Origin of the sequence: Rhizobium sp. B21/90, assembly GCF_019355815.1 — a bacterium.
GTDB classification, from domain to species: domain Bacteria; phylum Pseudomonadota; class Alphaproteobacteria; order Rhizobiales; family Rhizobiaceae; genus Rhizobium; species Rhizobium rhododendri.
This window is the reverse complement of the sequence record NZ_CP072162.1, coordinates 121,557-134,311: the sequence shown is the minus strand read 5'-3', so window position 1 is coordinate 134,311 and position 12,755 is coordinate 121,557. Positions and strand designations below refer to the sequence as shown.

At 61.5% G+C, this 12,755-nt stretch carries 11 protein-coding genes; 1 reads left to right on the top strand and 10 read right to left on the bottom strand.

Features of this window, described 5'->3' with window-relative positions:
• The 7 genes from J5278_RS00605 to J5278_RS00575 form a co-directional block, all read right to left on the bottom strand.
• On the bottom strand, positions 1-1,029 hold the full coding sequence (locus J5278_RS00605; RefSeq protein WP_209182352.1) for an ABC transporter ATP-binding protein: 1,029 nt from the start codon (positions 1,027-1,029) through the stop codon (positions 1-3).
• Positions 1,022-1,801, bottom strand: coding sequence for an ABC transporter permease (locus tag J5278_RS00600; RefSeq protein ID WP_209182355.1), 780 nt, complete (start codon positions 1,799-1,801; stop codon positions 1,022-1,024). The genes J5278_RS00605 and J5278_RS00600 overlap by 8 nt, the downstream gene beginning before the upstream one ends.
• Entirely contained in the window at positions 1,798-2,628 is an 831-nt protein-coding gene (locus J5278_RS00595; protein WP_209182357.1) for an ABC transporter permease, read from the bottom strand. Before J5278_RS00595 ends, J5278_RS00600 begins: the two co-directional genes overlap by 4 nt.
• Before the next feature lie 74 nt (positions 2,629-2,702).
• Positions 2,703-3,725, bottom strand: a complete 1,023-nt coding sequence (locus J5278_RS00590) for an ABC transporter substrate-binding protein (protein WP_142830054.1) — start codon at positions 3,723-3,725, stop codon at positions 2,703-2,705.
• Positions 3,722-4,789 carry a LacI family DNA-binding transcriptional regulator gene (locus J5278_RS00585; RefSeq protein ID WP_202617172.1) on the bottom strand — a complete coding sequence of 356 codons (1,068 nt, stop codon included), beginning with the start codon at positions 4,787-4,789 and terminating at the stop codon, positions 3,722-3,724. The genes J5278_RS00590 and J5278_RS00585 overlap by 4 nt, the downstream gene beginning before the upstream one ends.
• Before the next feature lie 159 nt (positions 4,790-4,948).
• Complete coding sequence (locus tag J5278_RS00580; RefSeq protein WP_209182360.1) at positions 4,949-6,337, bottom strand: M20/M25/M40 family metallo-hydrolase; 1,389 nt, start codon at positions 6,335-6,337, stop codon at positions 4,949-4,951.
• A 119-nt stretch (positions 6,338-6,456) separates the two neighbouring features.
• Entirely contained in the window at positions 6,457-6,888 is a 432-nt protein-coding gene (locus J5278_RS00575; RefSeq protein WP_209182362.1) for a MarR family winged helix-turn-helix transcriptional regulator, read from the bottom strand.
• 401 nt (positions 6,889-7,289) lie between these two features.
• On the opposite strand from J5278_RS00575, the gene polA reads away from it, so the two are divergent.
• Positions 7,290-10,283, top strand: coding sequence for a DNA polymerase I (polA, locus tag J5278_RS00570; protein ID WP_209182448.1), 2,994 nt, complete (start codon positions 7,290-7,292; stop codon positions 10,281-10,283).
• 17 nt (positions 10,284-10,300) lie between these two features.
• Here the strand turns inward: polA and phnN are convergent, their stop codons facing one another.
• Genes phnN through J5278_RS00555 form a run of 3 tightly spaced genes read right to left on the bottom strand, consistent with a single transcriptional unit; the run spans position 10,301 to position 12,751 of the window.
• Positions 10,301-10,903 carry a phosphonate metabolism protein/1,5-bisphosphokinase (PRPP-forming) PhnN gene (phnN, locus tag J5278_RS00565; RefSeq protein WP_247748939.1) on the bottom strand — a complete coding sequence of 201 codons (603 nt, stop codon included), beginning with the start codon at positions 10,901-10,903 and terminating at the stop codon, positions 10,301-10,303.
• Entirely contained in the window at positions 10,903-12,042 is a 1,140-nt protein-coding gene (locus J5278_RS00560) for an alpha-D-ribose 1-methylphosphonate 5-triphosphate diphosphatase (RefSeq protein ID WP_142830062.1), read from the bottom strand. Before J5278_RS00560 ends, phnN begins: the two co-directional genes overlap by 1 nt.
• A gap of 13 nt (positions 12,043-12,055) precedes the next feature.
• Positions 12,056-12,751, bottom strand: coding sequence for a DUF1045 domain-containing protein (locus J5278_RS00555; protein WP_209182364.1), 696 nt, complete (start codon positions 12,749-12,751; stop codon positions 12,056-12,058).
• Positions 12,752-12,755 lie beyond the last annotated feature (4 nt).

Sequence of the window (12,755 nt, the reverse complement as noted above, 5' to 3'; positions counted from 1 at the left end):
TCACCCGAACCTTTCCAGCACCGCTGCCGCATCGACCGGCAGATCGAATGCAAGCTCGCTGCCCATCGGCTGCGCAGCCAGGGCTGCTCCGACTTCGGCCTTGATGGGACCGAGCGGCGTGTCGAGCAGGTACTCGCGTGTGTTTCCGGCAAAGGACGTGCCCCGGACGATGCCTTGAAACGGACCGACGCCGAGCGTGACCGCACGCGGACGCCAGGCGAGCCCCGCAGCACCTCGTGGCACGGGTTGAGACAGCGGCACGGCGCCACCGGCCGCTTTCATCCCGGTGCTCTCGGTGGGAAAGATGTTCTCGAATCCGACGAAGTCGGCAACGAAGGCGGAGACTGGTCGGTTATAGATCTCCTCCGGCGTACCGATCTGCTCGATTGCGCCATTCCGCATGACCACGATCCTGTCGGCTAGCGCCAGCGCCTCCACTTGGTCATGGGTGACGAAAATCATCGTCACGCCGGTCTCCTTCTGGACCCGCTGCAGTTCGGTGCGCATTTCCAACCTGAGACGTGCATCGAGGTTGGAGAGCGGCTCGTCGAGCAGCAGCACTTTAGGCTCCATCACCATCGAGCGTGCCAACGCTACGCGCTGTTGCTGGCCGCCCGACAGTTCCCCTGGTTTCCGGCGCGAGAAATCGCCAAGGCCCACAGACGTCAGGCCAGCGCCTACGCGCGCATCTAGGTCGCCGCCGCGCAGGCCCTTGAGGCGCAATCCGAAGGCGATGTTCTCGTAGACGGAAAGATGCGGAAAGAGGGCATAGGACTGGAAGACCAGGCCGACTGCCCGTTTATTGGCGGAAACACGGGTGATGTCGACACCGTCTAGGCTGATCTTGCCTGAGGAGGGCGTCAGCAGTCCGGCGATTGCGCGCATCGTCGTCGTCTTGCCGCAGCCGGACGGGCCGAGCAGCGCCACCAGTTCCCCCCGACCGATCGTCAGGTCCAGATCCCTGACGGCAACGGTGCTGCCGTAGGCAAGCGTCAGCTTCTGGAGCGTGAGATAGGAGGCGTCAGACATAGCGGGAAAATCCTAGAAAGCGCTCGGCCAGAAAGACGATGCCGATCGACAGGAAGGCGAGCAGCGCCGAAAGAGCGGCCACGGAGGGATCGTAGGTCGTCTCCATGTAGCCGAGCATGTTGATCGGCAGGGTCTGGATTCCGGGGCCCGACAGAAACAGCGACACCGGCACCTGATTGAAGCTGGTAACAAACCCGAGGATAAACGCCGCCAGCACGCCACCGCGTATATTCGGCAGCACAACGCGGAAGAAGGCGCCCGGCCGCGAAGAACCGAGCAGCACTGCGGCTTCCTCGATGTCGGACCGCAGGTTGTCGAGGCTGGCCGAGACGACGCGCACGGCATAGGGCAGCACCAGCGCCGTATGGGCGCAGAACAGCGCGGCGGTAATGCTGAAGCCGAAGGGCACGACGAGATACCGTAGGATGGAGAGCCCGACGATGATGCCTGGTACGATGATGGGCGCTGACACGACCGTGCGGATGGTCTCGGCAAACGGCAGCCTGTAGCGGGAGAGCGCATAGGCGGCCGGCACGCCCAGGACCAGCGCACACAGGGTGCCGCCGACCGCAAGCAGCATGGACATGGCAAAGCTGGCGCGAAAGCTGTCAACGGTGAAGACTTTTTCCACCCAACGCAGCGAGAGGCCCTGCGGCGGAAAAGCCAGCGTCTCGCCGGCTGAAAGCGAGGCGGCAACAATGATGACGAACGGCCCGATCAGGAAGACCAGCAGCAAAGACAGGGCAATCGGTGAAAACAGCCGGCGGCTCATATGCGGCTCCTCGCGGTTGCCACGCGCTTCAGCAGCAGATTGGCGCCGAAGCTCATGACGATGAGGATGAAGGCGATGACGCTCGCCGAGACGAAATCGCTGGAAACCGTGACCCGCTGGTAGAGCAGCGTTTCCAGCATCAGCACCTTGGAGCCACCAAGGATCGCAGGCGTGATATAGGCCGTCAGCGAACCGGTGAAAACCAGCGTGCCGCCGATCACCAGTCCCTCGCGGGTGAGCGGCAGGATAACTTTCCAGAACACCTGCAGCCAGTTTGCACCGAGCACTCGCGCCGCGGCGATCGCATCTTTCGGCATGTTTTCAAGCGCACTGATCAGCGACAGGATCATCAGGGGCAGGAACAATTGCAGCAGGCCGAGAAAAACTGCGGTCTCGCTGAAGAGAATGCGGAACGGGGTGTCTATCACATGCAGCCCGATCAGCGCCTCGTTGACGATGCCGGTGCGCCCGAGGATGACGATCCAGGCATAGGTGCGGGCAACCGGTGAAATCATCAATGGCAGCACGACAAGGCCGACCATGCGACCCTTGCTCTTCGGCGGTAGGTTGACGATGGCAAATGCGCCGGCATAGCCGATGACCGCAGAAACGGCCGTGACCTCGAGCCCGAGGCGTAGCGTGCGCAGGAAGACGGTACGATTGAGCGCCTCGGAGAAAAATGCCGTGTAGGCGCCGATCGACCACGCCCCATCGGGCGCGTGAAACCCCTCAGACAAAAGCAGGATGACCGGCACCAGGAAAACCACTGCCGCAAACAGTGCTGCCGGAAGCGCCAGCGCGAGGCCCTCGGTTCTATTCTGGAACATGCAGATCTTTCCCGCAGGCAGTGTCGTCTGAACGATATCCGCGGTGCTGGATTCGGATATTCCGCACCGGCAGCTTACTGGCCAACCGTCTCGTTCCATTCCTTCACCCAGGCCTCTCGCTCGTCGAGCGCCAGAGCGGAGGGGATGAGCTTGAGGCTCCTGGCGGTGTCTTCGCCAAAGGTCAGGTTGCTGGTGATGTCAGCCGGCAGCTTGACCTCCTTGTTGGCAGGGCTGTCGACCAGCTTCTGGCCAAGCGCGGTCTGCACATCCGTCGAAAGCCAGAAATCCATGAACTGCAACGCTAGATCCCGGTTCTTCGAACCTTTGGTCAGGATCATGACATTCATGCCACCTGTTTGGCCCTCCTTGGGGTCGGCCCAGGCAACGGGGACATCGAGCTTGGTAAAGCCGGCCCAGGAAAAGCGACCGATCGGCGCTGCCCAGATTTCCTCCTGCTGCATAAGTTGCACCAGTTGCGAGGACTTTTCGTAGAAGGTAACGATGTCGTCTTTATTTTCACCGATCGCAGCAATCGGCGCTTTGAGATCCGGCGTGTTCTTGCCCATTGCCTCGCCCAGCATGTAGAGCGCTGGCGGTCCCTGGTTGGTCGTCACATTCGGGAAGGCAATATGGCCCACATATTCGGGCTTCAGGAGATCGGCCCAGGACGTGATCTTCATTTTATCGGGGCGATAGGCGATGGACGTGGCGTAGAAGGTGTAGCCGACGCTCATACTGTCGCCGTTCGGGTCCTTGGCGATGTCGTAGAGCTTGTCGAAATTGGAAAGCCTTGACGTATCGATCTTGTCTGTGAGACCTGCGCGAGACGCCTGTAGCGCATCGGCCATCGAGACGACTGCCATGTCGATCACCGGATGGGCCTTGTTCGCCTCCATTTTTGCCAGCCGCTCGACGCTGTTGCCGGTCTCCACGACCAGCTTGCAGCCGCATTTCGCTTCGAATGGATCGTAGACCAGCTTCCTGTAGTCGTCCTGGGCAAACGCATAGACGGAGATCGTCAGCGTCTTGTCCGCAGCGCCTGCTGTCAGTGGAAAAAGGCAACAAACCGCGATGGACGTGCTCAGCAGCCAATTCATGGGACGGGATCTCCACCGGGTTCCTGCATCGCCGGTCCGGGAGGACCGGAGGACTGACGTGCTATAAGCCGCATCGGTACCCGTGAAACCGCCGCGGTGACGATGCGGCTGGCGTGCGGGGTCTCTTCTGCCAAAGATTGGTCGCGGGCGCCCATTTCGATGACGTCGACGAGCGCGCCGACGGCAATTTTTGCGATAGCCGGCATGTCCATACGCATCGTCGTTATGCCGGGCGTGACAACCGAGGACCAGATCAGGTCGTCGAAGCCGGTGACGCTGACGCTATCCGGCACGGATATGCCTGCCTGCTGCAATTCCGTCAGGGCCCGCAGCGCAGCGAGATCCGAGATGGCGGCAAAGGCGGTGAACCCTTGTCTGACTTTTTCCGCAAGCCCCAGCATGCAGCCTGCGCCATGCTCGGCTTCGATCTTTTCGATCCACATGACGCCCGTGGTGACGCTCGCGTCGAATGCCGATTTCAGGCCGCCGATGCGGTCGTTCTGGACGTTGGAGGCGGGGTTGTTACCCAGCAATATGATCTTGCGATGCCCGAGTTCATACAGATGTTGCGCCACCTGTACTCCGCCCTGCCAGTGATCAGCAGAGACGGTGTTGCCCGGCGTCGATGGCGTATCGATGACGGCTACCGGACAGCCGATGTCCGCAATCCGGGTGCCGCGCCGGGGGACAATGATCATGCCATCCACGCCGCGCTCCAGCAGACGATTGATAGCGTCGGTCTGGTGGCCGATATCGCCACGTGAATCGGCGATCAGCATGCCGTAGCCGGCAACCGAGGCAGCGTATTCCATAGCCTGGGCGATTTGCGGGAAGAGCGGATTGGCGATATCGGGCAGGACAAGGCCGAGCACCGCGCTTCTGCCGGTCCGCAACGCCCGCCCTGCCTGGCTCGGCACATAACCGAGGGCCGCTGCGGTCGCCCGTATACGGTCGCCGAGTTCGGCAGACACCCGGCCTTTGCCGGAAAGAGCATTGGAGACGCTGGCGACGGAAACACCGAGCGATGCCGCGATGCGGCTGAGATTAGGTCCGGAACGGTTGATAGCCAATGACATCACAATAAATGGTTAATCGTTTAATCAATCGATATATCACCTGATTTGATTTGTCGAATCGAATCTTGGCCCTGCAGTCATTTATGATGGTCGTGACGCCGGCAAGCAAGCCGCGAAGTGGTCGCATCCTGCTTGCCGGCTTTATTGTTATGCCGCCAGGGCGTCGAGGATCCGGATCCAGGAGCGTATGCCCTTGTGATAGGAGGCGAGCTCATACTTCTCGTTCGGCGAATGAATACGGTCGTCGTTCAGGCCGAACCCGACCAGCAACGACTCCATGCCGAGCATCTTCTGGAAATCGCCGACGATGGGAATGGAGCCGCCCATGCCGATGACGACAGCAGGCTTCGGCCACTCGTCAGAGAGGGCTGCCTTCGCCTTGTTGAGCAGCGCCGATTCATAAGATAGTTGAATGCCCGGAGACCCGCCGTGACCGTGAAATTCAACGGAGCAATCGGCCGGGATCTTCGACTTTACATAAGCGCGGAAACTGTCGCGGATGGCTGCCGGGTTCTGGTCGCCGACCAGCCGGAAGGATATCTTGGCGGATGCCTTCGAGGCGATGACGGTCTTGAAGCCGTCGCCCGTATAGCCACCGGTGATGCCGTTGACCTCTGCTGTCGGACGCGCCCAGGTCAGTTCCAGAGCGGAGCGCCCCTTTTCGCCTGATGGGATCGACAGTCCGATTTCACCGAGCAGCTTTTCCGCCGAGGCGTCGAGCTTTTCCCAGCTTGCCTTGATATCGGCAGGCGTCTCGTTGACGCCGTCGTAGAAGCCCGGAAGCGTGACCCTGCCGGTTGCGTCATGCAGGCCGGCGACGATGTCGGCGAGGATATGGATCGGATTTGCGGCAAGTCCGCCGAACATGCCGGAATGCAGATCGCGGTCTGCTGCCGTTACGACGATCTCATCGCCGACCAATCCGCGAAGGCCGGCGGCAATTGCCGGCGTTTCAGCATCCCACATGCCGGTATCACAGACGAGCGCGTAGTCTGCCGTCAGTTCTGCGGCATTGGCCTCGAGGAAAGGTTTCAGCGATGGCGAGCCTGATTCCTCTTCGCCTTCGAACAGGATGGTGATGCGGCATGGAAGCGCGCCGTTGATGTCCTTGTACGCCCGGCAGGCTTCAACGAAGGTCATCAGCTGGCCTTTGTCGTCCGACGTGCCACGACCGGTGATGACCTTGCGACCATTGCCGATCTCCTTGATGGCTGGCGAGAAAGGGTCGTTCTCCCAGAGCTCGATCGGATCGACTGGCTGCACGTCGTAGTGACCGTAGAACAGCAGGTGCGGCGCATCGGCACTGGCGCCTGCATGGTGCGCGACGACCATCGGATGGCCGGGAGTATCGCGAACCGAGGCTTCGAAGCCGATCGATACCAGATAGGCCGTCAGCCACTCTGCCGCCTTGCGGCATTCCGGCTTGAAGGCAGGATCGGTGGAAATCGACTTGATCCTGAGCAGTTCGAACAGCTTGTCGAGGCTGGTGGGCAGGTTCTGGTCGGCGCGGTCGAGAATGGGGGATATGGCAGTCATGGATGGTCCTTCTTCCGATTTGGAGAGACGATAGACCAAAGCGGGGGGTGTTTCGAGCCGAAATCGGCTGTGTGTTAGATCGTGGCGGTCGGTGAAATGTTAAAGAACTGCGATCGCCGCTAGAGGCGCTTGGCATTGTCGAGGACGCGCCGAATATATTCCAGCAGCAACTCACGCTCGAAGACCCTGAAACCTTTGAAGAGATCCTGGTCTGCAGCCATGGCTGCATCGACCGCGTCTTGCTGCATGGCAGATCCCTTTTCCGTCAGGTAGACGAGCTGAGCCCGCTTGTCGGAAGGATGAGGCTTGCGCTCGATCAGTTGATCGCGCTCCATCCGCGAAAGCGTGTTTGCCATCGTGGCCTGTTCGATGTCGACGCGCTCCAGCAGTTGCTTCTGCGTCAGGCCATCCTCGGCCCACAATTCGACCAGGATTGGAAACTGTCCGGGAGAGAAGCCGATTCCTGCCGCTCGCTGTTGCAAGGAGCGACTGAAACCCTTTGCAAGCCGGCTCGCAAGGTAGGCTGCGGAGTCTGTTCGACTATATCCCATGACGTGTGCTTATGCGCTATTTCAAGCCGAAACAACGCGTAATTCGCGTGCGACGGGCCATAGACGGGCGGGTTGCTGCACTACCTGCTTTGATGGAAAAAGCCGCCATGGCCTGGAGGGAAACCATGGCGGCTAAAAATAGGGACAAAGGCCCGGAGAGGGGGGTAAGGCCTTTGTCCAAGTCTGATGCGGCAGGGGACATGCCAGCGACCAGACCCGCGACGTTTGTTAAGCGCCGGTGAGAGAGAAATGCTAATTCAAATGCGGCTTTTCAAGGGAATGGTCTCGCCGGGGCCGTTACAAATCGGTAACGTTTCGGTGACGCCGGGCACTGCATCCCTTAGCGAAAAGCAGGCAACGCGGTCTGGACCTCGGGCATGCCGCAGGCTATCCATTTCGGCATGAAAAATGGTGATCATCTCTTCCTCGTCGATGGCTCGGGCTTCATTTTCCGCGCCTTCCACGCCATTCCGCCGCTCAACCGCAAATCCGATGGTTTGCCGGTGAATGCCGTGTCGGGATTTTGCAACATGCTGTGGAAGTTGCTGCGTGACGCGCGCAACACCGATGTCGGGGTAACGCCCACCCATTTTGCCGTTATCTTTGACTATTCCTCAAAGACGTTCCGCAACGATCTATACCATCTCTACAAAGCCAACCGCTCGGCGCCGCCCGAGGACCTGGTGCCGCAGTTCGGTCTGATCCGCGAGGCGACCCGCGCCTTTAATCTTCCGTGCATCGAAACTGAAGGTTTCGAAGCCGACGACATTATCGCCACCTATGCGCGGCTGGCAGAAGCCACCGGCGCCGATGTCACCATCATCTCGTCCGACAAGGACCTGATGCAGTTGGTGACGCCCAACGTGCATATGTACGATGCCATGAAGGACAAGCAGATCGGCATTCCCGATGTCGTCGAGAAATGGGGCGTCGCGCCTGAAAAGATGATCGACCTGCAGGCGCTGACCGGTGATTCCACCGACAACGTGCCGGGCATTCCGGGGATCGGTCCGAAGACCGCAGCCCAGCTTCTGGAAGAATTCGGCGATCTCGAAACGCTGCTGTCGCGGGCCGGCGAGATCAAGCAGCAGAAACGCCGCGAAAGTATCATTGCCAATGCCGATCTCGCACGGCTGTCGCGCCAGCTGGTCGAACTGCGCACCGACGTACCGCTCGACGTACCCCTCGAGGATCTGACACTCGAGCCCCAGGATGGCCCGAAACTCATCGCCTTCCTGAAGGCCATGGAATTCACCTCGCTGACCCGCCGCGTCGCCGATGCGACCGGCGCGAATGCTGCTGGCATCGAGGCGGCGGTCGTCGCGGTCGAGCTCGTTGCCGAGGCTCACGGCCCCGACATGGACACGCTCGCCTCCGCCACCGAGGGGGAGCGCTCCGAGGAGACGATCAAGTCGTCGCCGACCGATCCGCTGGCAGTCGAGGCGCCGCATCGGGGTGCAACGCCTACCGATCTTGCCAGGAGCCGGGCAGAAAGTTTCGCCGCCGCCAAACTCGATGCCTCTGCCTATGTCACCATCCGAGACCTCCCAACGCTCTCGAACAGGATTGCCGCCTGTCGCGAAACCGGCCTGGTCGCCTTCGATACCGAGACCACCTCGATCGATGTCATGCAGGCGGATCTGGTCGGTTTCTCGCTTGCCTACGCCGATCCCGCCGATGCGTCGGGCCTCACCATCCACGCCGCGTATGTGCCGCTTGCCCACAAGACCGGCAGCGAGGATCTGTTCAGCGACGGCGTCAAGCTGGCGCCGGACCAGATACCCATGGACGATGCACTGGCCCTGCTGAAGGGACTGCTGGAGGACCCGTCCGTCCTCAAGGTAGCCCAGAACCTCAAATACGATTACCTGCTGATGAAGCGCTATGGCATCATCACCCGGGGGTTTGACGACACCATGCTGATGTCCTACGTGCTCGATGCCGGTGCCACGACCCATGGCATGGACACGCTGTCCGAGCGCTGGCTCGGGCACAAGCCCATCGCCTTCAAGGATGTCGCCGGCAGCGGCAAGTCGCTCGTCACCTTCGACCGTGTCGCCATCGACAAGGCCACGGCCTATGCCGCCGAGGATGCCGATGTGACGCTGCGGCTGTGGATGGTGCTGAAGCCGCGCCTCGCCGCGCAGAAACTGACCTCGGTCTATGAGCGCCTGGAGCGGCCGCTCGTGCCGGTGCTCGCCCGCATGGAAGAGCGCGGCATCACCGTCGATCGCCAGATCCTGTCACGGCTCTCCGGCGAACTTGCCCAGAAGGCGGCAGCCTTCGAGGACGAGATCTATGAACTGGCCGGCGAGCGCTTCAACATCGGCTCGCCCAAGCAGCTCGGCGATATCCTGTTCGGGAAGATGGGCCTTGCCGGTGGCGGCAAGACCAAGACCGGACAGTGGTCCACCTCGGCAAGCGTGCTCGAGGATCTGGCCGCCGAGGGCCTGCCGCTGCCGCGCAAGATTGTCGACTGGCGCCAGTTGACCAAGCTGAAGTCGACCTACACCGACGCGCTGCCAGGCTACATCCACCCCCTGACCAAACGCGTCCACACATCCTACTCGCTGGCCGCGACCACCACCGGCCGGCTATCCTCGTCCGAGCCGAACCTGCAAAATATTCCGGTGCGCACCGTCGAAGGCCGCAAGATCCGCACGGCTTTCGTTTCGACACCCGGCCACAAGCTGCTGTCGGCCGATTACAGCCAGATCGAGCTGCGTGTGTTGGCCCATGTCGCCAACATTCCGCAGCTGACCCAGGCGTTTTCCGACGGCGTGGACATCCATGCGATGACGGCCTCGGAGATGTTCGGTGTGCCGGTCGAGGGCATGCCGTCGGACGTGCGCCGTCGCGCCAAGGCGATCAACTTCGGCATCATTTACGGCATCTCGGCCTTCGGCCTTGCCAACCAGCTTTCAATCGAGCGCTCCGAGGCCGGTGAATACATCAAGCGCTACTTCGAGCGCTTCCCCGGCATCAAGGACTATATGGAGGCCACCAAGGCCTATGCCCGTGACAAGGGCTATGTCGAGACCATCTTCGGCCGCCGCATCCATTATCCGGAAATTCGCTCGTCCAATCCTTCGATGCGCGCTTTCAACGAACGCGCCGCCATCAACGCGCCAATCCAGGGCTCGGCCGCAGACGTTATCAGGCGTGCTATGATCCAGATTGAGCCGGCATTGGCTGAAGCCGGGCTCGGCGAGCGCGTCCGCATGCTGCTGCAGGTCCATGACGAATTGATTTTCGAAGTGGAGGATGGCGATGTCGAGCGGACCCAGCCGGTCATCGTCTCCGTCATGGAAAATGCTGCCATGCCGGCTGTCGAGATGAGCGTGCCGCTTAAGGTCGATGCGCGTGCTGCCGACAACTGGGACGAAGCCCACTAGTAGAACCGGACCCGCCGTCAGCCGCGGAGTATCGCCTCGAGCGCATCGATCATCGCATGCGTCGCTGAATCCAGCGTGCCGCTGTTGTCGATGGTGACGACATCGAAGTCGCCTTGTACGGTCAGCGATCCGCGTTCCAGGCGCTTCAGGATGTCCGCACGGGTTTCACGTCCCCGCGCTTCCAGACGCTCTGCCAGTACCTCCGGCCGGGCTGTGACGTTGATGATCGTCAGTCTCGGGAAGGCCGCCTTGAAGCGATCGAGTACCGACCGCGAGCCGTTGGCGATGACGATGTTGCCCTGTGCCAGTTCCTGGCGAACGGCGGCCGGGATCCCGTATTTCAGGCCGTGTGCATCCCAGGATATGGCAAAGCTGCCGGCCCTTTCCATCGCGTCGAACCCGCCCTCGGAGACGCTGACATGGTCCTCGCCACCCGCGTCGGCGCCGCGTGTGATGACGCGTCTCGCAAAGTGCACATCCGTCCGTCCGTCAAAATATTCTGCGGCGCGGCCGATCAGCGTGTCCTTGCCGGCGCCGCTTGGGCCGACCACCACCACCATCATGCCTGTTGCGGTCGGCGCGGCATTTCCGGTCTGCGGATTGGCCTCAAGCTCGGCCATCAGGCGACCCTTCGTCCTTCGCGCCAAATCGCGCGTGTCACAGGCACGCCGGTATCGCGGCGCACTCGCACGAGGTCTGCGCGCAGTCCGACCGCGATGCGGCCCCGGTCGTCGAGGCTGACGGTGCGGGCAGGGGTTGCCGTCACCATCGCAATCGCCTTCGGCAGCGAGATCGACTCGACCTCGTCGGCCAGTATGAACGGTGCATGCAGCAGGCTGAACGGCACGTAATCCGACGACAGCACGTCGAGTACGCCGAGTTCTGCCAGGTCCCGTGCGGCGATATTGCCGGAATGCGACATGCCGCGGACGATGTTCGGCGCTCCCATCAACACGCTCATGCCGGCAGCATGCGAGGCCTTGGCGGCCTCGACGCTGGTCGGAAACTCTGCCAGACGGACACCATAGGCAACGGCTTCATCGACATGCTCGAGCGTCGCATCATCATGGCTGGCAATGGTGATGCCGCGCTCGTGGCAGATCTTGGTGATGGCGTCGCGGTGCGGCGTCGAATACTTGGCCGACTCCTCGAGGCGCTTTGCAATGAACACCGCAAAGGCCTCATCGGTCAGGCCGCGCTTCTTCTGGTAGTAGAAGATGTACTTGTCCATCGTCTGGAACTGTCGCTGGCCGGGCGCATGATCCATCAGCGACACAAGGCGAACCGCGTTGTCTTGCTGGAAGTCGGCAAAATGCTCGAGTACGTTTTGCGAAGACACCTCGCAGCGCAGATGGATCAGATGGTCGGCGCGCAGCCGGCCGTCGTTCTGTGCCGCCTCGATGGCATCGGCCATGTCGCGCATCTCGCCGTGGTCGAAGCCGTCATCCTCGTCGGAGCCCATGCGCAGGCAGTCGAACACGGTGGTTATGCCCGAGGTGACGATCTGCGCATCGTGCGCCTGTATGGCCGCCGTCTTGTTCCAGCGCACGCCGGGCCGCGGCGAGTAATGGGACTCCAGATGGTCGGTATGCAGTTCCACAAGGCCTGGCATCAGATAATCGCCCTCGAAATCCTCTCCGACAGCGGACGCTCCCTCGGAGATCTCGGCGATCTTGCCGTCGCGGATGATCACTGTGCCCGACACGATCTGGTCTTCGAGAATGATGCGGGCATTGGAGAGGATGGTTTCCTGGGACATGTCAGACGGTCTTTCAGCTTGCAGCGTGGGCGAGGGGTAACCAGGCGCGGACGGTAAATGGTGCGCCGCGCGTCTCTTCGACGAAGATGGCGAGGCCGGAGATAGGAAGGGGGCGGCCGACATAATCGGCAAATTTATTCTGAAGCACGGTTCTGAACGCATCCTGGCGCTCGGGCGACACCTGGCCGGTCAGGGTCATGTGGAAACGAAACTGCTCCATGACATAGGGATAGCCCCAGCGAAGCAGATTGGCGCGGTGGGCGTCATCGAGCTGTTCAGGCGTGCGGCGGGCAATATCTGCCTCCGACAACGCGGCGCGGAAGGGCTCGAACGAGCGCACGACGTCGGCGGAGAAATCCTGCAGCGTCGGATACAGATCGCCCGGCACCAGCGCAAAGAAACGCCCAAGCTGGCCGAGAACAAGCTCCGGCAGAGTGAACGCCGGCGTTTTCGCAGCAAATTCGGCAGCCACTTCCAGAAGATCGCGCTCGGTGACAGAGCTGGCAAGCTCGAAAGGCGCCTTCAGCGTGGCATGAAAACCGTAGCGGCGCGGATCTTCCGTTATCGCCAGTCGCTCGTCCGCGTGGATATCACCGGCATCTGCTGCAGGAAACGTCTCGCCGGTAAACGCATCGCGGCCAAGCCAGCGGCTGGCAGCCGTCGTCAGCGGATCGTCATGCGGCGGCGTGAAGTAGAGGGCGTAGCGCAAGTGG